Source organism: Allosphingosinicella sp. (assembly GCF_036387615.1).
Lineage (GTDB): Bacteria > Pseudomonadota > Alphaproteobacteria > Sphingomonadales > Sphingomonadaceae > Allosphingosinicella.
In genome coordinates this window covers 1-21,944 of record NZ_DASVTH010000015.1, presented here as the reverse complement: position 1 = coordinate 21,944, position 21,944 = coordinate 1, and the positions used below count along the sequence as shown (strand labels likewise).

Genomic DNA, 21,944 nt, shown 5'->3' with positions numbered 1-21,944 from the left:
TGTAACCGGCGTACGTCAGCGAAGACGTGACCGCGTAATACGCGGCAATAAGGAGGAGCGTTGAAGGCGTGGTAACGAGCAGGAGCGCTGCGCTCCTTGCACGTCCGATGCGGAGGAGACCTGCGCCGGGAGAGAGCAGATTCAGGGCCGAGACGCCAACGCGGGCCGCTGGGGACCGCTTTACCTCAATCACTCCAGCACACCCTCGTGCAAACGCACAACTCGGTCCATCTTTGCAGCGAGCCGCTCATTATGTGTCGCGACCAGCGCGGCGCTTCCCTCGCCGCGGACCAGATCGAGGAACTGGGCGAGGACGATGTCGGCCGTCTTCTCGTCGAGATTGCCGGTGGGCTCGTCCGCCAGCACCAGCGAGGGGCGGTTGGCGAGCGCCCGCGCGACCGCCACGCGCTGCTGCTCGCCTCCGGAAAGCTGGCTCGGGCGGTGGGTCAGGCGGTGACCGAGCCCGAGCGCGGTAAGCAAGGCCTCGGCGCGGGCGCGGGCCGCAGCGTTCCCGGCGCCGTGAACGAGCTGGGGCAGAATGACATTCTCGGTCGCGTTGAAGTCCGGCAGCAGATGGTGAAACTGGTAGACGAAGCCGAGCGCATCACGGCGCAGGCGCGTGCGGCCGTCATTGTCGAGCCGTGCGGCCTCCTCGCCATTGATCCGGATCGATCCCTGGAAGCCGCCTTCCAGGAGGCCAACGGCCTGGAGCAAGGTCGATTTGCCGGATCCCGACGGACCCAGGAGCGCGACGATCTCGCCGGGGCCGACGATCAGGTCGACTCCGTTCAGCACGTGGATCGTCGCCTCGCCTTGTGTGAAGCTGCGCTTGAGGCCGGCGACGCTGAGGACGTCACTCATAGCGCAGCACCTGGACCGGATCGGTGCTGGCCGCCTTCCACGCCGGATACAAAGTGGCCAGGAACGACAGGCCGAGCGCCATCAGCGTCACGGCGACCACTTCGAACGGGTCGGTCTTGGACGGCAGTTCGGTCAGGAAGCGGATCGAGGGATCCCACAGGTTCTGGCCGGTCAGAACCTGCACGAAATTAACGACGCCCTGGCGGAAGAAGAGGAAGATCGCGCCGAGCACCAGGCCGGCGATCGTGCCGAGCGCCCCGATCGTGACCCCGACCGTCACGAACACCTTCATCAGGCCGCGCCGCGTCGCCCCCATGGTGCGCAAGATCGCGATGTCGCGCGTCTTGGCGCGGACCAGCATGATCAGCGAGGACAGGATGTTGAACACGGCGACAAGGATGATCAGCGAAAGGACCACGAACATCGCCACGCGCTCGACGGCGAGCGCCTCGAACAGGGACGCGTTCATGGTTCGCCAGTCCGCCACCGCAGCCCTGCCGCTGACCTGGGCCGCGAGCGGTGCGAGAATCTCACCCACCCGTTGGGCGTCCTCCGTTTCGACCTCGACCATGGCGACCGTGTCGCCCAGCATCAGCAAGGTCTGCGCGTCCTCGATCGGCATCACGACGAACGCCTTGTCGTAATCGTAGACGCCGACTTCGAAGATTGCGGCGACTTCATAGTCGACGATGCGGGGCACGGTTCCGAACGGCGTGGTGTGCCCTTGAGGGCTGATGATGGTGATCGAGCCGCCGACTGTCGCGCCAAGCGCCTCGGCCAGACGAACGCCGATCGCGACCTTGCCGGATCCGGGCTGGAGAGCAACGAGGGATCCGGACAGCACCTTGTCGTTCAGCGCCGGATTGGTCAGGATATCCTCACGCCGCATTCCGCGGACGAGCACGCCTTCCACCCGCCCCTCATAGCTCGCCATCAGCGGCTGTTCGATCAGCGGAACCGCCGCGGTCACGCCCGGTGTCGCCTCGGCCTCCCGGACGACCCGCTGCCAATCGGGCAAACGCCCGCCATAGCCCTGCACGATCGCATGCCCGTTCAGCCCCACGATCTTGTCGATCAGTTCGGCTCGAAACCCATTCATCACGCTCATCACGATGATGAGGGCCGCAACGCCGAGCATCACCGCAACCAGGCTGATGCCGGCGACCAGGAAGATGAAACCTTCGCCCTTGCCCGGGAGCAGGTAGCGCTTGGTCACCATGCGTTCGTAGCTGGACAGGATCACTTGGAGCTGAGCCTCGCCAGCGCGCTCTCGAAGCTCAGCTCCTCGCGCTCGCCCGTGGCGCGGCGCTTGAGCTCGACCACGCCCTTCGCCAGCCCCTTCGGGCCGACGATCAGCTGCCAGGGCAGACCGATCAGGTCCATGGTCGCGAACTTCGCGCCGCCGCGCTCGTCGCGATCGTCGTAGAGCACATCGAGCCCAGCCCCCTGAAGCCGGCCCTGCATATCGTCGGCCGCGCTGGTGCAGTTCGGATCGTCGGCGCGCATGTTGATCAATCCGACCTGGAACGGCGCGACGCTCTGGGGCCACAGGATCCCCGCCTCGTCGTGGCTGGCTTCGATGATCGCACCCATCAGTCGGGAGACGCCGATGCCGTAGCTGCCCATGTGCGGATGCACCTGCCCGCCATCGCCGGTCTGGACGGTCATCCCCATGCTGGCGCTGTATTTGGTCCCGAACGCAAAGATGTGGCCGACCTCGATGCCCCGGCGGGTGCGCAGCCGATCCGGCGGCACCGGGCAGTCCGCCTTGCCATGCTCCTCCTCCTCCATGGCATACAGGCCGGTCAGCCGCGCGATCGTCGCGGCATCGGCGCTCAGCAACTCGTCCCGGGTCACGTCCTCGATCGCGGCGTCGTAGAAAAGCGCGCTCTCGCCGGTATCGGCCAGGATGTGGAATTCGTGGCTGAGATTGCCGCCGATCGGCCCGGTCGGCGCCCGCACCGGCACCGCCTGCAGCCCCAACCGCGCGAATGTGCGCAGATAAGCGACGAACATCGCTTCGTAGCTTGCCTTGAGCCCCTCCTCGTCCAGGTCGAAGCTGTAGGCGTCCTTCATCAGGAACTCGCGCCCGCGCATGACGCCGAAGCGGGGGCGGACCTCGTCCCTGAACTTCCACTGCACATGGTAGAGCGTGCGCGGCAGGTCGCGGTAACTCTTCACCGCATCGCGGAAGATGACGGTGATCATCTCCTCATTGGTCGGCCCGAACAGCATATCACGATCGTGCCGGTCCTTGATGCGAAGCATCTCGGGTCCATAAGCGTCGTATCGGCCCGATTGCCGCCACAGGTCGGCCGACTGGATGGTCGGCATGAGGAGTTCGACCGCCCCAGCTCTGTCCTGCTCTTCGCGCACGACCTGCTCGATCCGGCGCAGCACACGCAAGCCGAGCGGCAGCCAGGCGTAGATGCCCGCCGCGGTCTGCCGGATCAGCCCGGCGCGAAGCATCAGCTTGTGGCTGACGATCTGGGCGTCGGACGGCGTTTCCTTGGCCACGGGCAAAAAGTAGCGGGACAGGCGCATCGTTTCGGGCAAGTTCCGGGTGAAGTCGGGGAGCGACAGCCGATCTAGGCAGGGCGCCGGAACAAGGCAACCAATCTGTCCTGTGGCGGGCGCGCCACAGATGCCGTCCAAAAAGGCTCCGGTCCCGATTCGCGGAGTGACAAGTGCGAGTCGCGTGGCCTAGCGTTCGGTCACGAGCAAAAGGTCCGAAGGCCTTGGTTCGGGGAGGCTTTCGCCCCGCATCCTCAAGCGAGGTGAGGATGTGTGCGGGCGGACGGCATTCACAAGGGGGATGGCGAGCGATCGCCACGCGGGTGCCCGGGCAGCAATGTCCGGGCACTTGGCCGTTTGGCGGCTTTCGTCGAACAGCCGTTGCTGGCTCGGCGCGCAGACCGTCAGGTCAAGCCTATGCGACCGAGGGCTGGAGCCGTCACCGGCACGGACCGGATGACATCGATCGAACCCGACTGAGAAAAAGAAGGGGCCGGCGCTAGTCTCCCAGCCCAGCCCCAATCAGACTCAGCTTCCGCCGAGCGCCGACGTTAGCCCTTGGTGCCCCCGTTGCCGGAACCAGTGCCGCCGAAGAGATAATCCCAGATGTCCCAACGCATGGGTAGTCCCCTGTTTAAGCACGCGGAACGTGATCGTTACGGTGCAGGGACAAATTAACCTAGCTTGGTAAGGTTAGCAAGCGGTTAACCAGCCGCGCTAAGGACCCGGTCATCTTGAAGAAACAGGCGGGCGAGTCCGCGAAGCGGGAGGGGCCGGCCGATGTAGAAGCCTTGGGCGATGTCGCAGCCCATTCGGCTCAGCGCGTCGAGCGTCTCCCGGTCTTCGACGCCCTCGGCGACCACTCGCCGGCCGAGCGAATGCGCAAGCTGGATCGTCGAGTTGACGATGACGCGGTCGCCGTCGCTGCGATGCATTGCCTGTACGAAGCTCTTGTCGATCTTGATCTCGCAAGCCGGGATCTTCTTCAGATAGTCCAGCGTCGACAGGCCGGTTCCATAGTCATCGACGGAGATCCCGACCCCCAGATCACGCAATCGTGCGAGATTGGCCAGGTGGGCCATGCTGGTGCCCAGTGCTGCCGTCTCGGTGATTTCTAGCACCAACTGCTCAGGCCTGAGCCCATGGCGGACGAGCAGCCCTGACACCCACTCCGGCAGGCCGGCGTCGTCGATCAGCCGAGCCGAGAGATTAACCGCGATGGAGAAGGGAATTCCGCGCTGGTTGAGCGCCGCCGCGGCCTGGATTGCCCGTTCCAGCACATATGTGGTCAGCTTGTGAATGCGACCGCTTTGTTCAGCTGCCAACACGAACTCAGCCGGGCTGATTGGCCCCTTGTCGGGATGCGTCCAGCGAACCAGGGCCTCTGCGCCGATCATCCGATTGGTGCGGATGTCGAGCTTCGGCTGATAGGCGACCCAGAGTTCCCCCGTATCGATCGCCGCATCCAGCTGGCTGAGCAGGGAAAGCCGCCAGGGCGCTTCCTTCAGCCGGGTTGAGTCATATTCTTTCCAGCGCAGACCCTGAGCCGCGGCTTCATCCGCAGCAACCAAGGCGCCGCCGAGCCGATTGGCTACTGATCGGTCGCTTCCACCTTCCACGCCGAAGGCGATCGTCAAGTCGATCTGGGTGTTGGCGAGCACCACGGGGCTTCGGAAAAGGTTGTGCAGGGCATTCAAATGGTCCGTGAGGGTCACCGCCATTTCGTCGTCCGCGAACCAGGCGAATACCCCTTCGTCACCATGGAACAGCTTTTGTCCGACGCTGCCCAAGGTCAGGCGGCCGACCACTTGCTGAACAAGCATCCCCTCCTGATCGGCTTCCAAAGAGGACACGATCTCGGCGAAGTTGGTGATGCGCGCCACAATGAGAGGGCGCCTCTGACCGTTCTCACTTTCTCTCAAGGCCGTCAGGGTCGGCAGGCCGGAAACCTTGTGAAGCACGGCCTTCGCATCCGACGCCGCACGGTGACGCAGCCAGGCGAGCCGTCCCCCCACGATCAGGAGCAGCGTCAACGCCGGCATGGTCTCGACATATATTCTCATCGCATCGAGACCGAGCGGGGCGAGAAGGCAGGCGGATATGCCCGCTCCGATCAGCAGGACGCGCTTGCCGGCTGAGCGCAGCAGGAAACTTGCACACGCGAGCAAGAGAGCAAAGGCAAAGGGCGCGAACCAGCCAAGCGCCTTGGGTGTGCCTTCGATCAATGTTTCGGCGCCGAGGACATGGAGATACGGCCCGGCGAGCAGTCCCCCGCCCGGCGCGAAGAAGGTGTCGCCAAGCTGGTGTGAGGTCGCACCGATCACGACATCCTTTCCGGCGAACGTCCGGTCCGGCACACGCCCCTGGATGACATCGCTCGCGCTGATCAGCGGAATCGACTTCGGGTCGATCGAGTAATCGACCGGGAAGCTTTCGCCTGCGGGACCAACAACATTGGCCAGCTTGGCCGCGAAGCTCGGGTGCCGCACCCTGCCCAGGCTGGAGTCGAACGGAAGCGCCCAGGCCACGCCCTGGAAGTCATAGCGGATCCCGATGAACGCCAGACTCGCGTGCCGTGCGAAGCGGCTGAGCGGAAGGACGATGTTGCTTTGGCGGCTCATCGCATCGACCACCTCGAGCGACGGCAGAACGACCTTGTCCGAGTGTCGCGCCAGTCCCTCTTCCAGCAGCCGGTCCTCGACCTCCGAAGACGGCGAGTCGAAGTTTATGTCGATGAAGACGCGGCGCGCGCCGGCCCGGACGAGCGCGTCTGTCAGTTCAGCATAGCGCCGCCGTGGCCAGGGCCAGGCCGAAAACTCAGCCAGACTTTTGTCATCAATGCCGACGATTACGATCTGGCCGCTTGCGTCGTGCCCTCGAAGTAGATTGCGAGTACTGCGCAAAGCCCCTTCGATCGGCTTACCCAGATTGATCGCGCCGCAGATCCCGGCGATCAGGGTCGCCCAGAGCAGCAGGCCGATACGGCCTTTGCCCGCGCCTTTTCGCCGCCAACGCGTCCACGATGCTCCGAACCTGCCCATGCCAGGCTGGAATGCCATGTAAAGGTTAGTGAAGCGTTAGGAATAGATGTAAGAACCCGCTCCGCACATCATGCGGAGCGGGTCCTAAAGGCTCTGCGCTGCTCCCGGCACCGCGAGGGTAACTGCCCGATTTAATTCGCGGCGCTGGTCCGGATATTGCCGTTAACGCCGGCCGGGAAGAAGCCGCCGGCCGTCACCGCCATCCGGTTCAGATAGACGATGTTGAGCACCTGGCCGGCGCTGCGGCTGAAGGCCAGGCCGTTGCCGTCGGTGGGCACGATGTTGGAAGCATCGCCGATCTGCGCCACCCCCTGATCGATATCCGACGCTCCATCCAGGCCATCGCGCGCCGCCGAGATGGCCTCGGTGGGCGGTCTGATCCCCTTCCCGTAAAGCACGGTCCGGATCAGCCCGGCATGGTAGGCCTCGGCGGCAAGGATGCCGGCCGCCGCTTCCAGGAAGCCCTTGTTGGTGATCAGCCTGGCCGCGCCCTTGTAGGCCGTGACGCCGACATCTTCGAAGATGAACGCGCCGAGCAGGAAGCTGTTGTCGTCCGCGTAAGGATCGAACGACTGCCCCGCCCCGATCAGCATCGCCGCGCGCGCCGCGTTGGAGAAGGCGCTGGTGGGGCTCACGCTGAGGTCGAGGGCTGGCTGAGCAACCGCCGCGGTGGAGAGCGTCCGCCGCAGGAAAGCCACATGGGCCTCCTCGTCGGCCGCGATTTCCCGCGCATAGGCCCGCACCACCGGATCCTGGAACGGAACCTGGCGGGCGCCGGTGAAATTGGCGTTCCCGCGGGTGCCGGTGCCGCTCAACATGCTGTCCGGCAATCCCTGTCCGGACACCGCGTACACGTAGAATTGCGCCTCGAGATATTCGAGATTGAGCGCAAAGTTGAAGATGTCCGGATCGATGTTGGTGGACGGTGTCGGCGTCGGTGACGGAGCGGGCGCCGGCCCCGGCGTCGACGTCGGCGGCGGGGTCGGAGCCGGGCTGGAACTGTTGCCGCCGCTGCAGCTTGCGAGCAGCGACCCGCCGGCAGTCACCGCCGCCACGCTTGCCGTGGTGCGCAAAAAGGCGCGGCGCTCGGTGCGGCGCGCTTCAGTCGCCTCGATAAGCTCGATCTTAAGTTCGTTGTTCACGGAGGTCCTCCCGATCTGAGCTTAGTTGGCGGCGCTGGTGCGGAGCGTGCCGTTGACGCCGGCTGGGAAGAAGCCCCCGGCCGTCACCGCCATCCGGTTCAGGTAGACGATGTTGAGCACCTGGCCGGGCGAGCGGCTGAAGGCGAGGCCATCCGCATCGGACGGGAAGATGTTGGATCCTTCTCCGAAGCGGGTCGGCATCGGGCGGATTCCCATGTCGAGATTGGTGGGGCCGTCCAAGTTGTCGCGGGCGTTGGAGATCGATTCCGTCGACTCGATCAGCCCTAACGAGGGCATCTGAATGCCTTTGCGGAACAAGGTCGTGCGCACCAGGGCCGCGTGGTAGGCCTCCACGGCGAGCAGCCCGGCCGCGGCCTCCAACCTGTCAAGGTCGGCGATCAGAGGCGACGCGCCTTTATAAGCGGTCACGCCGACATCTTCGAAGATGAAGGCTCCGAGCAGAAATGCCTCATCGGTGGCATATGGATCGAAGGACTGTCCGGCCCCGATCAGACCGGCGGCGCGCGCCGCGTTGGAGAAGGGTCCGTTCGGGCCGGCGCTGATGTCGATCGCGGGCTGCGCGACCGCCATCGATCCGAGCGCAGTCCGTAGAAACCTAACGTGGGCGCGCTCGTCCTGCGCGATCTCCACCGCATATTGCCGGACGATCGGGTCGGTGAAATTCACCGCGCGTCCGCCAGTCGCCTCGCCGCGCGTTCCCGTCCCGCTCAGGAGGTCGGAAGGCAGGCCCTGGTTGAACACCGCGAAGGAGTAGAATTGCGCCTCCAGATATTCGAGGTTGAGCGCGAAATTCAGGATATCGAAATCGTTAGGAGCGGCCGTCTGGCCGAATGCGGAGCTGCTGAACGCAGTCGCCGCGCCGCCGGCTGCAGCAATACCGGCAAAGGCGCGGAAGAACTCACGCCGGTCTTCGCGTCGCCTGACCCGAGACTCCAAGACGTCGAGAGACACAGTTTCGTCGGTCATCGGGTACCCTCCTCAAGCTAACCTGTGTTACCGACCGCACATGCCCAAAGTTCCGGGACGGCTCGGGGCTGAGCCTGCTCGGTACGGCAGCGTACGGACGAGGCTGCTGGCGAGCGCAGCGCCTGCATCGGTTGACGCTAAACTGCGGGCGGGGCAAAAATCGCGGCGTATGTCGGCGTTTGGACCAGTCAGCGGCAATCTGCTCCTCGCCCGCCTGCCTCGCGAGGATCGCCGTCTGATCGAAGCCCATCTCGAGCGCGTTCCGTTCGAAGCGGGCGCCCTGCTGAACGGCGCCGGGGCGGCGATCGACGGCTTCTACTTTCCGGAAGGCGGCGTCGCATCGCTGCACGATGTGCTGGAAAGCGGCGCTCGCGTCGGACTCGGCATCGTCGGCCGGGAGGGCTTCACGGGATGGGAGGTCCTGCTCGGCACTCAATATGCCCGGCACGAAGCAATGGTCGGCATCTCCGGCCAGACTGCGCTGCGGATCGCGCCGGACAGGCTGCTGGAGGCGTGTGGCGAGAGCCCCACGCTGAGAGCGATGCTGCTGCGTTTCGTTCAGACCTTCCTCACCCAGATGGGCCGCACCATCGTGTCCAATCTCAACGATCCCGCGGAGAGCCGCCTCGCCCGCTGGCTGCTCATGAACCACGACCGGATCGAAGGCGACGCGATCGCGATCACGCACAGCCAGATTGGAGTCATGCTCGGGGTGAGACGGGCCACCGTGACCGACGCGCTTCATATCCTCGAAGGCAACCACCTGATCCGCTCCACACGCGGCCAAATCTGCATTCGCGACCGCGAAGGGCTGAAGCGCATGGCGGGCGAAAGCTATGGCCCGCCCGAAGCGGAATACCGGCATCTGCTCGCGCCCTTCGGCAAGGACCCGGGCTAAGCCGGGGCGAACTGGACTTCGCCCCTCCCCTCGCCTATAGGCCCCGCTCCCCCGCACATGGTCATCCCTGGAGGCGTGCGCGGCGGAGCTTTACCAACCCGTTTCGAAAGGCACGATCATGAGCGAACAGCTCACCCTGCCGGCCGAGACGCGCGAGCGGGCAGGCAAGGGAGCCTCCCGTGCCGTGCGTCGCGAAGGCCGCGTCCCCGCCGTCGTCTATGGCGCCAATCAGCCGCCCCTCTCCATCCATGTCGAGGAGAAGGGCCTCATCAAGATGATGAGCAACGGCCACTTCATGAACTCGGTCGTGATGATCGACGTCGGCGGCGAGCAGACCCGCACCCTTCCCAAGGACGTGCAGTTCCATCCCGTCACCGATCGCCCGCTCCACGTCGATTTCCTGCGCATCGGCGAGCATAGCCAGGTCACGGTCGCTGTGCCGATCCGCTTCACCGGCGAGGAAGAGTCGCGTGGCCTGAAGCGCGGCGGCGTGCTGAACGCTGTCCGCCACGAGCTCGAGCTCGTTTGCGACGCGGCCGAGATCCCGGACGAGATCGTGATCAGCCTTGCCGGTCTCGACATCGGCGACTCCCTTCATATCTCGGCGGTGACGCTGCCGCAGGGTGTCACCTCGGCCATCACTGATCGCGATTTCACCATCGCGACGGTTGTGCCGTCTTCCGGCATGACCGCGGCGCCCGCCGACGTGGCGGCCGACGCGGTGCCGTCCGAACACGGTCCCGGCGGCGAAGAGCCGACCGTGCCTCCGGCCAGAACCGAAGGCTAAGGCAGGCGCTTTGTCCTTCCTGGGCTGGCTCGGTTCCTTTCTCGGCCCTCGGCCGGTGGAAGTGCCGGGCCAGCCGCTCTCGGGTTCCCGCCAAAGCAATACTTTGGCGGGGTCCCTGGAGGCCGCGGAAGCTGAACAATGGGCCTTTGAACCCATGCAGATCTGGGTCGGCCTCGGCAATCCGGGCGCGCAATATGCGATGCACCGGCACAATGTCGGCTTCATGGCGGTCGACGCCCTGGCCGAGGTGCACGGCTTCGACCCGCCCAAGAAAGCGTTCGGGGGCTGGGCGCAGCAGGGACGGATCGGCGCCACCCGCGTCCTGCTGCTGAAGCCCGCCACCTTCATGAACGACAGCGGACGCGCCGTCCGCGCTGCGCTCGATTTCTTCAAGCGCGAGGTTGGCGACGTGACCGTCTTCCACGACGAGCTCGATCTCGCCCCCTTCAAGGTCAAGGTGAAGCTCGGCGGCGGCACGGCCGGCCATAACGGCCTGCGCTCCACCGAAGCGCATATCGGCAACGCCTTTCGCCGCGTCCGCATCGGCATCGGCCATCCCGGTCACAAAGACAGGGTGACCGGACACGTGCTCGGCAACTACGCCAAGGCGGAAACGGATCGGCTGGCCGACATGCTGGGCGCGATCGCCGCCGAAGCGGAATGGCTGGCCAAGGGCGACGATGCCCGCTTCATGAACGAGATCGCGCTCAGGATGCAGGACTAAGCCTTTGCTCCCCGCATTCGGTCCACTAGATTGCCCCGCATGAGGAGAGCCTGGCTTCTTCTGGCGCTCGCCGGATGCGACAAGCAGGATGCGGATGAGCAGGCCCAGCCCGGCGCGCGTCCCGCCAGCGCGCAGCTCCCGGCCCTCCCGATCGACGGCTCGGCCGCTTCTCCCGCCCAGCTCGAGGAGCGCGCTCGGGCGTCGCTGCGCGCGATCATCGCCGATCCGGACACGATGCGATTCGGGAGCCTTCGCGCGGGCGCGAGTGGCTCCGTATGCGGCGACGTCGAAGGCAAGCAGCCCGACGGCAAACGCGCGGTTCGGCCCTTCGTGATCACTCCGGAAGGCGTTGCGGTGGTGAGCAGCACCGCCCAGGTCAGCATCCAAGATCCCGAGGATCCCTTCCCCGATTTCTACATCCGCTGGTGCGCCTCGCCGGCCGAGCTCGCGCGGCTCCAGCCGAACATGGTGGGCGGCGAGACGCTCGGGATCGGTGCGCCGCCCCCTGAAGTGCCTGAGCTACCGCCGGAAATCCCCGCCGATCTCCCGGTGCCGCTGCCCGCCGAGGCGCCGCAAGAAGCTCCGGCCCGGCAGGCAAAGGCCGAACCCCCTCCCCGCCCACCCGCGCCGACCGGGGATGACAGCTTCTTCAACGCGGTTGCCAGGCCGGGGACCAAGGAAAGATGAACCAGGCCAAGCTTGCCCCACTGAGGCTCGAAAAGCCCTCTCCCCGGTGGGGAGAGGGTTGGGTGAGGGGGAGCGAGCGTCCAGCGAGCGTCGGACGCCGGAGAAGATACTCCTACTCAGCACCCCCTCACCCCAACCCTCTCCCCACCGGGGAGAGGGAGTATCAGCGCCTCGGTTAGCCGGTTTCGCCATGCAGACCCGATCACTCTTCGCCACCCGCTTCTACCAGGGCCAGCTCGGCGACGCGGGGCTCGTGGCCGAACTCGAGGATGCCTGCCGGGTGCTGGCGCGGGAGGATTCAGCGGGCCGGCGCTGGTCCAAGGCGCATGGCTACCGCGGCTATACCTCCTACGCCTCGCTCAACGACCTGCCCGCCCGCGACCCCCGGTTCGACGAGTTGAAGCGCGCCCTCGCCCGCCACGTCGCAGCCTTTGCCGCCGATTGTGCGATGGAGCTTGGCGGCAGGAAGCTCAAGCTCGACAGCCTGTGGGCCAACGTCCTGAAACCCGGCGGTGCGCATAGCGGGCACATCCACCCACACAGCGTCGTCTCCGGTACCGTATACGTCGCCGTGCCCCCCGGATCGGGAGCGCTCAAGCTCGAGGATCCGCGCCTTCCCATGCTGATGGCCGCCCCTCCCCGCACCGCGGACGCGCCGGAGGATTTGCGAACCTTCGTCTATGCCGAACCGGAGCCGGGCAGCGTCTTCCTGTGGGAAAGCTGGCTGCGCCACGAAGTCGTCCCCGGCACCGGCCCGAGCATCGCGGGCGCCGAGCGGATCAGCATCAGCTTCAACTATCGGACCTGACGCCATGCAGCGCGTCCTCGTCATTGGCTCGCCGGGCGCCGGCAAGTCGACGCTCGCCGCCGCCATTGCGGGCCACACGGGTCTCCCCGTCATCCATCTCGACCAGCATTACTGGCGATCGGGTTGGGTCGAGCCGGACAAGGAAGAATGGGCTGCGCACGTGGCCGCGCTCTCGGCCGGCGAGCGCTGGGTGATGGACGGCAATTATGGCGGCACGCTCCCGCTCCGCCTGGGCCGGGCCGACACGATCGTCTGGCTCGACTTCCCGGTCCTGCTCTGCCTGTCCCGGATCGTGCGGCGCGCGTTGCGGTATCGGGGCCGCGTCCGTCCCGACATGGCCGCGGGCTGCCCCGAGCAGCTCTCCTGGGAGTTCATCTCCTATACCGCGCGCTTTCCATGGGATGGCCGCAAGCGCATCACCTCGAAGCTCCCGGCCTTTTCCGGCGCGCTGATCCGCCTGCGCACGCCGCGCGAAGCCGAACGCTTTCTCGCCACGCTGGCGTGACCGCGTGGAGCCCAGTATCGGGCTTCGCTAAAGCTATCATGATAGGGCGATTTGGATGGGTTTTCGTTGCGGGATCGTTGGGCTGCCGAATGTCGGCAAGTCGACCTTGTTCAATGCGCTGACCGAGACCGCGGCGGCGCAGGCGGCGAACTATCCGTTCTGCACGATCGAGCCGAACGTCGGCCGCGTCGCCGTGCCCGATCCGCGCCTCCAGGAGATCGCCGGGATCGCCAAGTCCGCCAACGTCATCGAGACCCAGCTCGAGTTCGTCGACATTGCCGGCCTGGTCCGCGGCGCGTCGAAGGGCGAGGGGCTCGGCAACCAGTTCCTGGCCAACATCCGCGAGGTCGACGCGATCGTGCACGTGCTGCGCTGCTTCGAGGAGGGCGACGTGACCCACGTCGAGGGCCGCGTCGATCCGATGGCGGACGCCGAGACGGTCGAGACCGAGCTGATGCTCGCCGATCTCGAAAGTCTCGAGAAACGCGTCCCCGCGCTCGCCAAGAAAGCCGCGCAGGGCGACAAGGAAGCCAAGGTCCAGGCGAGCGTGCTCGGCCAGGCGCTCGATCTGCTCCGCGACAGCAAGCCCGCGCGGCTCACCGACCCCAAGGACGAGGAAGAGCGGCTCGCGCTCGAGCGCGCCCAGCTGCTCACCGCCAAGCCCGTCCTCTACGTCTGCAATGTCGACGAGGGCGACGCGGCCGGGGGCAACGCCCACAGCGCGCGCGTGTTCGAAAAGGCGGCGGCGGAAGGCGCCAAGGCCGTCATCATCTCGGCCGCGATTGAAGCCGAGATCGCCACCATGGACCTGGGAGACCGCCCCGAATTCCTGCGCGATCTCGGCCTCACCGAAACCGGCCTCAGCCGCATCATCCGCGCCGGGTACGAGCTTCTCGACCTCATCACCTTCTTCACGGCGGGCCCCAAGGAAGCGCGCGCCTGGACGGTCGAGAAAGGCTCGAAGGCGCCGCAGGCCGCCGGCGCGATCCACTCCGACTTCGAGCGCGGCTTCATCCGCGCGGAGACGATCGCCTTCGACGATTACGTCCGCCACGGCGGCGAGAGCGGCGCGCGCGACGCCGGCAAGCTGCGCTCGGAAGGCAAGGAATATGTTACCAGGGACGGCGACGTGATGCTGTTCCGTTTCAACGTCTGACGCCGATGCGGGTCAAGGGGATCAGCTGGCTCGGGATCGGCACAGATCATTATGCGGACATGCTGCGTTTCTTCACCGAAGTGATGGAGCTCGAAGTCGAAGCCACCGGCGAGCAGCAAGCCATCTTGCGGGCCGCGAGCGGGCAGCAGATCGAAATCTTTGGTCGCGAGGGACGCGGCAAGAGCCTCAACACGCCGCCCACCGTGGCGTTCGAGGTCGACGATGTCGCGGCCGCCCGCGCCGAACTGATCGCGGCCAACATCGAGATCGTCGGCGACATCGGCTCGTGGAACGGGCACGAATGGCTCTATTTCCGTTCGGCGGACGGCTACCTTTTCGAGGTGAAGTCGTCCCCGGCAATGGATGAGAGGAATACGCCCCCTTGATGTATCTCGAAGACCTGGAGGTAGGCGCGAAGCAGAGCTTCGGGCGCTACGAAGTGACCCGCGACGAAGTGATCGATTTCGCCCGCGCCTACGATCCGCAGCCGTTCCACCTCGACGACGATGCCGCGGCGCGCACCCATTTCGGGCGGCTCGCCGCGAGCGGCTGGCATACCTGCGCGATGACGATGGCAATGATCGTCGAGAACATCAAAGCGCACCAGCAGGCCGGCCTGGGCTCCCCCGGCGTGGACGAGCTTCGATGGCTGAAGCCGGTCTATCCCGGCGACACGCTGCGCTGCGAGACCGAGATCGTCGAGACCACGCCCTCGCGCAGCAAGCCTGACATCGGGTCGTTCCGATCGCGCGTGACGACCTTCAACCAGAATGACGAGCCGGTGCTGCGCTTCACCTCGATCGTGCTGATCCAGCGGCGACCCCGCGAAGGCGGCTGACCGAGACCGGGGCGCGCCTTATCCCGGCCAACGTTTCACGATACGAGTCGCGCAAGGCTTGTGGCGGAGAAGGTCGGCATGAGGTATTACGAAGACGTCCCGGTCGGTGAAACTCTCGTCTTCGGCGAGCATCGCGTCGGCCTCGCCGAAACGGCCGAATTCGCTCGGGCTTATGATCCTCGACACCTTCCCGATCCCGGGACGGCCTATGCGGTAGGCGGTCCGGCCGCGAGCCCGTGGTACGCCTGCGCGATAGCGGCGAAGCTGGTGGCGGACTACGCCGCTACCGAACCAATGGTAGGGATCGACTTCGTTCAGCATGTCCGAGCCCTCAAGTGGCATCAGGAAGTCCGCGTCGGCGATCTTCTTCGGGTCGAGGTCGAAATCCTGAACCTGCTTCGCTACCCATCCCGCGACCGACAAAAAGGATGGGCTCTCGTCAGACTGGTCTTGATCAGTCGCGGGCCTCAGGGGTTTGGCCAATGGGGAGACGATGAGTGGGAGGAGGTCGAATCGCCGGCTCTGAGTTACCTCACTACCATGGGAGTCCCCCGCCGCACGGAAGCGCAACAGCTCTGGACGGTCCAGGAACACGAAGCGCTGCGGGCGGCCGATGGCAAGGTCATCGACGCGGCGCTCCGGCGTGAACTACACTTGGAGCAAGCCGATCCGTCGACTGCGCAGAACATCGAGGTGCAAAGCGCGACGATGGCGGCCGAGCCTCCGCCACCCGCGGCCGCTTCGCCGTCAACGACTTCTCGCGGCCTGCTGAAGCGGCTGTTCGGCGGAGAGTAGCGGCCCGGTTGAGACCCGGGCCGCCTGAAGGCAAGCGGCCCGGAATATCTGCCTATTGCCCGCCGCGACGGTTCTGGCGGCGTTCCTGCCGCTGCTGACGCCGTTCCTGCCGCATCTGTTGGCGTTCCTGCCGCATCTGCTGGCCCTGCGGATTGGCCGCCCCGGTGCCCGGCCGGTCGCGCAGATCGCGGCGGAATTCGCGGCGATCCTGGCGGCGGTCCTGGCGATACTCGCGCCGCTCGCCGCGCAGCTCGGTCTGCAGCTGGTCACGGGTGATCTCGCCGCGCCGGAAGCGCTGGATGGCGTCACGGCTCTCCTGCCGATATTCGCGGAAATCCTGACGGCCTTCCCGGCGGAACCGCCGGAAATCCTGGCGATCCTCGCGGTCGCGGATCCGATAGTTGCGGCCTTCGAAGTAACGGCGCTGATCGTCGTTCCACCGGTAGCGGCGGCCGCCCCGGTCGAACACGTAATAACCGTAACCCGGATAATAGAAGTTGTTGTACCACAGGCCCGAATAGCCGCTGTAGCGCGGATAGCCGTAGCCATATCCGCCGCCGTAATGGCCGCCGCCATAATAGGGGTCATAATAATCGTCGTAATAGCCGCCATAGCCGGCGCCGTAGCCGACGGACACGCCGCCATAGCCATAGCCGTCGTCATAAGCGGAGCAGGCGCCAAGGCCCGCGGCGGCCGAAACGGCCAGGATAAGATTGCGGAAACGGGGCACGAACATTTGCGACTCTCCCGATCAAGTGGCTGAAATGGCGAGAGACTCCGCTCACGCCCGTGAACGGCGACTGAACCGTTAACCGATTGTAAACGTTTGCGGTTAGCAGGCGGTTCCTGTTCCGTAATGAACCAACCGAGTCACCTGGATCAGTAGCTGACCAGGCTCCGCACCCCGATCCCTTCGGCGCGCAGCAGGTCCGCGCCGCCAAGCGCCGGCAGATCGATCAGGAAGCTGGCGCCGGTCAGGAACCCGCCTGCGCGCCGGATCAGGCGAGTCGCCGCCAGCGCAGTGCCGCCGGTGGCGATCAGGTCGTCGACCAGCTCGACGCGCGCGCCCGGCGTGCACGCGTCGACATGCATGGCGAGCCGGTCGTTGCCATATTCCAGCGCATAATCCTCGGCGATCGTCTCGCCGGGCAGCTTGCCGTGCTTGCGGATCAGCAGCAGCCCCGCGCCGAGGCGATGCGCCAGCGCGGCGGCGAAGATGAACCCCCGCGCCTCGGTTCCCGCGATCAGGTCCGGCTTTCCGGTCACCCCCTCCGCCAGCCGCTCCACGCTCGCCGCAAAGCCGCGCGCGTCGAGCAGCAAGGTGGTGATGTCGCGATACTGGATCCCGGGCTTGGGAAAGTCCGGGATCGTCCGGATCAGCGCTCGCAGGTCATCGTTGTTCATGGCCTCCCCTGTCATGCTGGACCGCGTTTGGCGATTAGGTCCTTTGCGCCAATTCGGAAGCCCTCGTCTGTTCGACACTGCTCCAAGGCTGTGCGCATTATCATCCCGATAGCCCTTCAATGCTCAGCAGACACAATGCCGAACGTGAGCGGGAGGGGCGGCCAAGCTGATGAGGCATGACACGGTGGAGAAGCCGGAATGACGATTGGCGGCATCGGAGCGAGCGGTGCCTTATTCGCTGCTTTGGCAGCGCTCCCGCTGCTTAGTGGGTGCGCATGGCCGACCTACAGTCAGTCGACACTGAAGGCAATCAAGACCGAATCGCAACTCCTGATGACTGCTAATCCGATCAAGCCGGCCGAGCGCTGGACGTCCGTTCCTCAAAGCCAATGGCCGCCAGTAATCGCGAGCCTTCATCCCTACTCTGTGACCGTCCACCAGTGGGGCGTCCATATTTCGATAAAGCCATATTTTGACGGTGGCTGGGGATACATGATCCCGCGGGACAAACGGGACCTGCCAATGCCCGAGGCATGCTATTCAAGCCTGGAGAAGGCGTCTTCTGGCATGGCCCCTGTTGACCCTGTGTTCGCAGGCTGCTCAATCGCCCGAGAGCTCCGGAAAGCCGCTCGCGAGATTGAGACGGCCGACGTTCCGGAGCGCTTCAAGGAAGTTGGTGAGGCATAAGCCGGCCGAGAAGCTGGAGGCTTAACGCCTGCGGTTCCCTGCGGGCGCGTCAACGCCGATGACAATGACGGTGAACAGCACAAGCTTGCTGCTGTCCGTAACCTCGACCCGAACCTCTTCGCCGGCCCACACCACCTCGGGCCGGTCGCGGATAAGCTCTGCTGCAGATTGGACGGCCAGTGTTCGGGCCTCTGAAATCGACGCAAGTTCGACGCCGTGATTGTCGGGTCGTGAATCGCACCGGCAAGGTTGAAGTAGAATCGCATTGAAGGCTAATGTCGCAGCTGGCAGTCAGTTCCTCATGCGTCGTTTGTAAGAGCGTGCTCAACCCCTGCACGTCGGCGCGGACTTGATCCGGGCCAGGGCTTCTCTCGCACTTTGCGGCAGACGACCCGGCCCAGCTCACAAAGGCAGCCCGGCCCCGGATCGAGTCCGGGGCGACGACTGAGCGTTATGAGCCCAACCTGACCCGACCTGCTCTAGTTGAGCGGCTGCCCTTGCTTGCGCAGCCGCTCCTCCACCGAGGTTCCGGTCGCGTGGACGGGGCGCTTCTTCACGCTCGCCCAGACGTTCCGGTAAGCCATGTAGGCCAGCACGGTCGCGATCAGCAGGAAGAACATGATCGCCACGCCGGCGCGGTGCCGGTTCTCCAGGAAGGGCTCTGCCGTCCAGGTGAGGAAGGCGGAAACGTCCTTCGACATCTGGTCCACGGTCGCCGGGGTGCCGTCGGCATAGGTCACCTGCCCGTCCGCGGTGATGGGCGGCGGCATGGCTAGGTTGAGGTTCGGGAAGTAGGGATTGAAGTGCAGGTTCGGCCCCGGGCGCGCGTCGGCCGGCACCGGCTCGCCCTTCTCGTTGCGATAGGTCGCGGCGTTCGCATATCCGGTCAGCAGCGAATAGACATAAACCGGGCCGTCGTGCCGCGCCTTGGTGATCAGCGACAGGTCCGGCGGCGCGGCATTGTTGTTGGCGGCGCGCGCGGCGACCTCATTCGGATAGGGGCTCGGGAAGCGGTCCGCCGGGATGGCCTTGCGGGTTGCGGGCTCGCCGGTCTGATCGTTGATCGTGGGCACCTCGATCTGCCACTGGCTGGCGATCGCCTTCACCTCGGCCTCGGAATAGCCGATCTCCTGCAGGTTGCGGAACGCGACATAGTTCAGGCCGTGGCAGGCCGCGCAGACCTCCTTGTAAACCTGGAACCCGCGCTGCAGCTGCTGTCGGTCGTATCGCCCGAACGGACCTTCGTGGGTGAAGGACGCCTCCTTCGGATAGAGGTGGAAGCGATGCTCGTTCGTCTCGACATGCTCTTCGCTGAGATAGGCGATCGCGCCCCAGAGCAGCGACCAAGTCGCCACGCCGACGAAGCCGAGACCGACCAGAATTGAGATCAGACGGACCATTTATCTGTACCTTATTCGGCCGGAGCCGGCTGCGCGTTGCCCCTGCCCCCGGGCGGAACGCCGTAAGGCGCCGATTCCGCCTTCTCGCCATGCAGCACGCTTTCCGCGATCGAATTGGGCAGCGGCAGCGTCTTCTCGAACTTGGAGATGATCGGCAGGATGATCAGGAAGTGCGCGAAATAGTAGATGGTCGCGAGCTGCGAGATCATCACGTACGGCTCTTCCGCCGGCTTGCCGCCGACATAGCCGAGCACCAGCACGTCCAGCACCAGGATCCAGAAGAACTGCTTGAACCGCGGCCGGTAATTGCCGGAGCGAACCGGCGAGCGGTCGATCCAGGGCAGGAAGAAGAGCAGCAGGATCGCCGCGAACATGGCGAGCACGCCCCACAGCTTCGCCGACAGGATGAAGTCGACGGTGAAGGCGCGAAGGATCGCGTAGAAGGGCCAGAAATACCATTCCGGCACGATGTGCGCGGGCGTCGCGAGCGGGTTGGCCGGGATGTAATTGTCCGCGTGGCCGAGATAGTTCGGCAGGAAGAAGGTCACCGCCAGGTAGAAGATCAGGAAGACGGCGAGCCCGAACCCGTCCTTGGCCGTGTAATAAGGGTGGAAAGGCACCGTGTCCTGCGGGGTCTTGATGTCGACGCCGGTCGGGTTGGACGAGCCCGGAATGTGTAGCGCCCAGACGTGCAGGATCACCACGCCCGCGATCACGAACGGCAGCAGGTAGTGGAGCGAGAAGAAGCGGTTCAGCGCCGCCTGATCGGGCGCGAATCCGCCGAGCAGCCAGGTCTGGATCGGCTCGCCCACGAGCGGGATCGCGCCGAACAGCCCGGTGATCACCTTGGCGCCCCAGAAGCTCATCTGTCCCCAGGGGAGCACATAGCCCATGAACGCGGTCGCCATCATCAGCAGCAGGATGACGACGCCGAGCATCCACACCAGCTCGCGCGGCGCCTTGTAGGATCCGTAATAAAGGCCGCGGAAGATGTGGATGTAGGTGACGATGAAGAAGAAGCTCGCGCCGTTGGCGTGCAGGTAGCGCAGCATCCAGCCCGAATTGACGTCGCGCATGATGTGCTCGGTCGAATCGAACGCCAGCGTCGCGGCCGGCGCGTAATGGCTGGCCAGCACGATGCCAGTGACGATCTGGACGGCCAGCATGAAGCCGGCCAGCACCGCGAAGTTCCAGAAATAATTGAGGTTGCGCGGCACCTCGTATCCGCCGCCGACACTATTGTACATCAGCCGCGGCAGCGGCAGCCGCTGGTCGAGCCACTGCATCAGCGGATGCTTGGGTTCGTACTGCTTAGCCCAAGGGAAGCTCATTGCCTGTTTCCTCAGCCGATCTGGACGACAGTGTCGGACTTGAACGCGATCTCCGGAACCTCGAGATTCTTCGGCGCCGGGCCTTTGCGGATGCGCCCGGCCGTGTCGTAGTGCGAGCCGTGGCAGGGGCAGAAATAGCCGCCATATTCGCCCTTGTTCTCGCCCTCCGCAGCGCCGAGCGGCACGCAGCCGAGATGAGTGCAAACCCCCATCGTGATCAGCCAGTTGGCCTTGCCTTCCGCGGTGCGCTCGGCGAGTGTTTGCGGATCACGCAAGGTGTCGGCGGGAACGGCGTTCGCCGCCTGGATCTCGGCCGGCGTCAGGTTGCGGATGAAGATCGGCTGCTTGCGCCAGATCGTCTTGATCGCCTGGCCGGGCTGGATCTGGCTGACGTCCACCTCGATCGAGGCGAGCGCAAGCACGTCCGCGGACGGGTTCATCTGGTTGATCAGCGGATAAAGCGTCGCGGCGCCGCCGATTCCGGCGAAGCTCAAGGCCGCGATGTTGATGAAATCGCGCCGGCGCACATCCTCGCCGCCTTGCGCCACGGTCGCATGGACCGCCCCATCGGTATGTTCAACCGTCGCCATGGTCACCCTTTAGCGGTTGCAATCGGATGTGGAAAAACCGCCACCCGCCGAGACGCTGGCGGAGGCGACGCCTTTACACATTGCCGCGTTGGTGAAGAGGAACTCCCCCGAGCGGCTTGGCCGGCCTGATAGCCGCGCGCGGGGCGCTTTGCCAAGCCTCAACCGCAGCGGCTAGGGCGGGACCCATGCGCCTCGCCCTCCATCAGCCCGATCAGGCCGGCAATGTCGGCACGATCCTGCGCCTCGCCGCCTGCCTCGGGGTTGCGGTGGACGTCATCGAGCCGTGCGGCTTCCCCTTCTCGGATCGAGCGCTGAAGCGCGCCGGGATGGACTATGTCGAGCTTGCATCGGTGACGCGCCACGCCGGCTGGGCCGCGTTCGAGGCGCAGCTCCCCGGCCGGCTCGTCCTCTTCACCACCGCCGCTGCCATCCGCCTCCCCGAAGCCCGCTTCGAGCCGGGCGACACCCTCCTGTTCGGCTCCGAAAGCCGCGGCGTGCCCGAAGACGTCCACGCCCGCGCCGACCTCCGCGTCCGCATCCCCCAGGTGCCGGGTACGCGCTCGCTGAACATAGCTGTGGCGGCAGGCATCGGCCTCGCCGAGACACTCAGGCAGACGGGGGCGTGGCCGGAGTAGCAAGGCAAATGATTGTCTTCTGTGGATGGCTCCCGCGTTGCAAGGGTGATTTGATGTTCAGCGGCTGGTCGGGTGCAGTCTTCTGTCCGGCCTGTTGATGCGGTCGGTGTTTGACCGCTGGCCCTGATGGTATCCGCGAACCGGGTCCCACTCT

The 21,944-nt window shown here is 65.5% G+C and carries 24 protein-coding genes; 12 read left to right on the top strand and 12 right to left on the bottom strand.

Features of this window, described 5'->3' with window-relative positions:
• Nucleotides 1–189 precede the first annotated feature (189 nt).
• The 6 genes from VF631_RS02210 to VF631_RS02185 form a co-directional block, all read right to left on the bottom strand.
• Nucleotides 190–861 carry an ABC transporter ATP-binding protein gene (locus tag VF631_RS02210; protein WP_431848632.1) on the bottom strand — a complete coding sequence of 224 codons (672 nt, stop codon included), beginning with the start codon at nt 859–861 and terminating at the stop codon, nt 190–192.
• On the bottom strand, nt 854–2,104 hold the full coding sequence (locus VF631_RS02205) for a lipoprotein-releasing ABC transporter permease subunit (protein ID WP_431848631.1): 1,251 nt from the start codon (nt 2,102–2,104) through the stop codon (nt 854–856). The genes VF631_RS02210 and VF631_RS02205 overlap by 8 nt, the downstream gene beginning before the upstream one ends.
• Nucleotides 2,101–3,405 (bottom strand): proline--tRNA ligase, encoded by a 1,305-nt coding sequence (gene proS / locus VF631_RS02200; RefSeq protein ID WP_431848640.1) that lies wholly within the window; start codon nt 3,403–3,405, stop codon nt 2,101–2,103. The genes VF631_RS02205 and proS overlap by 4 nt, the downstream gene beginning before the upstream one ends.
• Nucleotides 3,406–4,079: 674 nt before the next feature.
• A complete protein-coding gene (locus VF631_RS02195) occupies nt 4,080–6,434 on the bottom strand; it encodes an EAL domain-containing protein (RefSeq protein WP_431848630.1) in 2,355 nt (784 codons plus the stop codon).
• Nucleotides 6,435–6,547: 113 nt separating this feature from the next.
• Nucleotides 6,548–7,558: a ferritin-like domain-containing protein gene (locus tag VF631_RS02190; protein ID WP_431848629.1), complete on the bottom strand. Its 1,011-nt coding sequence runs from the start codon at nt 7,556–7,558 to the stop codon at nt 6,548–6,550.
• Nucleotides 7,559–7,579: 21 nt separating this feature from the next.
• Nucleotides 7,580–8,545, bottom strand: coding sequence for a ferritin-like domain-containing protein (locus VF631_RS02185; protein WP_431848628.1), 966 nt, complete (start codon nt 8,543–8,545; stop codon nt 7,580–7,582).
• Nucleotides 8,546–8,714: 169 nt separating this feature from the next.
• Between VF631_RS02185 and VF631_RS02180 the strand changes: the two genes are divergently transcribed.
• The 10 genes from VF631_RS02180 (at nt 8,715) to VF631_RS02135 (ending at nt 15,743) form a co-directional block, all read left to right on the top strand.
• Nucleotides 8,715–9,443, top strand: a complete 729-nt coding sequence (locus VF631_RS02180) for a Crp/Fnr family transcriptional regulator (RefSeq protein WP_431848627.1) — start codon at nt 8,715–8,717, stop codon at nt 9,441–9,443.
• A gap of 118 nt (nt 9,444–9,561) precedes the next feature.
• Nucleotides 9,562–10,230, top strand: a complete 669-nt coding sequence (locus VF631_RS02175; RefSeq protein WP_431848626.1) for a 50S ribosomal protein L25/general stress protein Ctc — start codon at nt 9,562–9,564, stop codon at nt 10,228–10,230.
• Nucleotides 10,231–10,384: 154 nt separating this feature from the next.
• Entirely contained in the window at nt 10,385–10,954 is a 570-nt protein-coding gene (gene pth, locus VF631_RS02170; protein WP_431848625.1) for an aminoacyl-tRNA hydrolase, read from the top strand.
• A gap of 39 nt (nt 10,955–10,993) precedes the next feature.
• Complete coding sequence (locus VF631_RS02165) at nt 10,994–11,641, top strand: hypothetical protein (RefSeq protein ID WP_431848624.1); 648 nt, start codon at nt 10,994–10,996, stop codon at nt 11,639–11,641.
• Between the two features lie 190 nt (nt 11,642–11,831).
• Entirely contained in the window at nt 11,832–12,449 is a 618-nt protein-coding gene (locus tag VF631_RS02160; RefSeq protein ID WP_431848623.1) for a TIGR02466 family protein, read from the top strand.
• Nucleotides 12,450–12,453: 4 nt separating this feature from the next.
• Nucleotides 12,454–12,954 carry an AAA family ATPase gene (locus VF631_RS02155; protein WP_431848622.1) on the top strand — a complete coding sequence of 167 codons (501 nt, stop codon included), beginning with the start codon at nt 12,454–12,456 and terminating at the stop codon, nt 12,952–12,954.
• Nucleotides 12,955–13,009: 55 nt separating this feature from the next.
• Entirely contained in the window at nt 13,010–14,110 is a 1,101-nt protein-coding gene (gene ychF / locus VF631_RS02150; protein ID WP_431848621.1) for a redox-regulated ATPase YchF, read from the top strand.
• A gap of 5 nt (nt 14,111–14,115) precedes the next feature.
• Nucleotides 14,116–14,496, top strand: a complete 381-nt coding sequence (locus VF631_RS02145; protein WP_431848620.1) for a VOC family protein — start codon at nt 14,116–14,118, stop codon at nt 14,494–14,496.
• Nucleotides 14,493–14,948, top strand: a complete 456-nt coding sequence (locus tag VF631_RS02140; RefSeq protein ID WP_431848619.1) for a MaoC family dehydratase — start codon at nt 14,493–14,495, stop codon at nt 14,946–14,948. The genes VF631_RS02145 and VF631_RS02140 overlap by 4 nt, the downstream gene beginning before the upstream one ends.
• A gap of 78 nt (nt 14,949–15,026) precedes the next feature.
• On the top strand, nt 15,027–15,743 hold the full coding sequence (locus VF631_RS02135) for a hypothetical protein (RefSeq protein WP_431848618.1): 717 nt from the start codon (nt 15,027–15,029) through the stop codon (nt 15,741–15,743).
• A gap of 52 nt (nt 15,744–15,795) precedes the next feature.
• On the opposite strand, the gene VF631_RS02130 is transcribed toward VF631_RS02135, so the two are convergent.
• Nucleotides 15,796–16,479 carry a peptidase gene (locus VF631_RS02130; RefSeq protein ID WP_431848617.1) on the bottom strand — a complete coding sequence of 228 codons (684 nt, stop codon included), beginning with the start codon at nt 16,477–16,479 and terminating at the stop codon, nt 15,796–15,798.
• A gap of 143 nt (nt 16,480–16,622) precedes the next feature.
• Entirely contained in the window at nt 16,623–17,147 is a 525-nt protein-coding gene (locus VF631_RS02125; RefSeq protein WP_431848616.1) for an adenine phosphoribosyltransferase, read from the bottom strand.
• Between the two features lie 198 nt (nt 17,148–17,345).
• Between VF631_RS02125 and VF631_RS02120 the strand changes: the two genes are divergently transcribed.
• Nucleotides 17,346–17,834, top strand: a complete 489-nt coding sequence (locus VF631_RS02120) for a hypothetical protein (protein WP_431848615.1) — start codon at nt 17,346–17,348, stop codon at nt 17,832–17,834.
• A 21-nt stretch (nt 17,835–17,855) separates the two neighbouring features.
• On the opposite strand, the gene VF631_RS02115 is transcribed toward VF631_RS02120, so the two are convergent.
• The 4 genes from VF631_RS02115 to petA form a co-directional block, all read right to left on the bottom strand.
• Nucleotides 17,856–18,095 carry a DUF6894 family protein gene (locus VF631_RS02115; protein WP_431848639.1) on the bottom strand — a complete coding sequence of 80 codons (240 nt, stop codon included), beginning with the start codon at nt 18,093–18,095 and terminating at the stop codon, nt 17,856–17,858.
• Between the two features lie 218 nt (nt 18,096–18,313).
• Nucleotides 18,314–19,234: a cytochrome c1 gene (locus VF631_RS02110; RefSeq protein ID WP_431848614.1), complete on the bottom strand. Its 921-nt coding sequence runs from the start codon at nt 19,232–19,234 to the stop codon at nt 18,314–18,316.
• Nucleotides 19,235–19,245: 11 nt separating this feature from the next.
• A complete protein-coding gene (locus VF631_RS02105; RefSeq protein WP_431848613.1) occupies nt 19,246–20,565 on the bottom strand; it encodes a cytochrome b in 1,320 nt (439 codons plus the stop codon).
• A gap of 11 nt (nt 20,566–20,576) precedes the next feature.
• Nucleotides 20,577–21,155 carry a ubiquinol-cytochrome c reductase iron-sulfur subunit gene (gene petA / locus VF631_RS02100; protein ID WP_431848612.1) on the bottom strand — a complete coding sequence of 193 codons (579 nt, stop codon included), beginning with the start codon at nt 21,153–21,155 and terminating at the stop codon, nt 20,577–20,579.
• Between the two features lie 185 nt (nt 21,156–21,340).
• Between petA and VF631_RS02095 the strand changes: the two genes are divergently transcribed.
• Nucleotides 21,341–21,790: a tRNA (cytidine(34)-2'-O)-methyltransferase gene (locus VF631_RS02095; protein ID WP_431848611.1), complete on the top strand. Its 450-nt coding sequence runs from the start codon at nt 21,341–21,343 to the stop codon at nt 21,788–21,790.
• Nucleotides 21,791–21,944: the final 154 nt, after the last annotated feature.

Bases quoted from the DNA above. Each gene is read 5' to 3' on its own strand.
- VF631_RS02125 (WP_431848616.1), bottom strand. From the start codon at position 17,147: ATGAACAACGATGACCTGCGAGCGCTGATCCGGACGATCCCGGACTTT.
- VF631_RS02095 (WP_431848611.1), top strand. From the start codon at position 21,341: ATGCGCCTCGCCCTCCATCAGCCCGATCAGGCCGGCAATGTCGGCACG.
- petA (WP_431848612.1), bottom strand. From the start codon at position 21,155: ATGGCGACGGTTGAACATACCGATGGGGCGGTCCATGCGACCGTGGCG.
- VF631_RS02155 (WP_431848622.1), top strand. From the start codon at position 12,454: ATGCAGCGCGTCCTCGTCATTGGCTCGCCGGGCGCCGGCAAGTCGACG.
- VF631_RS02165 (WP_431848624.1), top strand. From the start codon at position 10,994: ATGAGGAGAGCCTGGCTTCTTCTGGCGCTCGCCGGATGCGACAAGCAG.
- VF631_RS02145 (WP_431848620.1), top strand. From the start codon at position 14,116: ATGCGGGTCAAGGGGATCAGCTGGCTCGGGATCGGCACAGATCATTAT.
- pth (WP_431848625.1), top strand. From the start codon at position 10,385: ATGCAGATCTGGGTCGGCCTCGGCAATCCGGGCGCGCAATATGCGATG.
- VF631_RS02180 (WP_431848627.1), top strand. From the start codon at position 8,715: ATGTCGGCGTTTGGACCAGTCAGCGGCAATCTGCTCCTCGCCCGCCTG.
- ychF (WP_431848621.1), top strand. From the start codon at position 13,010: ATGGGTTTTCGTTGCGGGATCGTTGGGCTGCCGAATGTCGGCAAGTCG.
- VF631_RS02195 (WP_431848630.1), bottom strand. From the start codon at position 6,434: ATGGCATTCCAGCCTGGCATGGGCAGGTTCGGAGCATCGTGGACGCGT.
- VF631_RS02110 (WP_431848614.1), bottom strand. From the start codon at position 19,234: ATGGTCCGTCTGATCTCAATTCTGGTCGGTCTCGGCTTCGTCGGCGTG.
- VF631_RS02135 (WP_431848618.1), top strand. From the start codon at position 15,027: ATGAGGTATTACGAAGACGTCCCGGTCGGTGAAACTCTCGTCTTCGGC.
- VF631_RS02210 (WP_431848632.1), bottom strand. From the start codon at position 861: ATGAGTGACGTCCTCAGCGTCGCCGGCCTCAAGCGCAGCTTCACACAA.
- VF631_RS02120 (WP_431848615.1), top strand. From the start codon at position 17,346: ATGACGATTGGCGGCATCGGAGCGAGCGGTGCCTTATTCGCTGCTTTG.
- VF631_RS02175 (WP_431848626.1), top strand. From the start codon at position 9,562: ATGAGCGAACAGCTCACCCTGCCGGCCGAGACGCGCGAGCGGGCAGGC.
- VF631_RS02105 (WP_431848613.1), bottom strand. From the start codon at position 20,565: ATGAGCTTCCCTTGGGCTAAGCAGTACGAACCCAAGCATCCGCTGATG.
- VF631_RS02130 (WP_431848617.1), bottom strand. From the start codon at position 16,479: ATGTTCGTGCCCCGTTTCCGCAATCTTATCCTGGCCGTTTCGGCCGCC.
- VF631_RS02185 (WP_431848628.1), bottom strand. From the start codon at position 8,545: ATGACCGACGAAACTGTGTCTCTCGACGTCTTGGAGTCTCGGGTCAGG.
- proS (WP_431848640.1), bottom strand. From the start codon at position 3,405: ATGCGCCTGTCCCGCTACTTTTTGCCCGTGGCCAAGGAAACGCCGTCC.
- VF631_RS02160 (WP_431848623.1), top strand. From the start codon at position 11,832: ATGCAGACCCGATCACTCTTCGCCACCCGCTTCTACCAGGGCCAGCTC.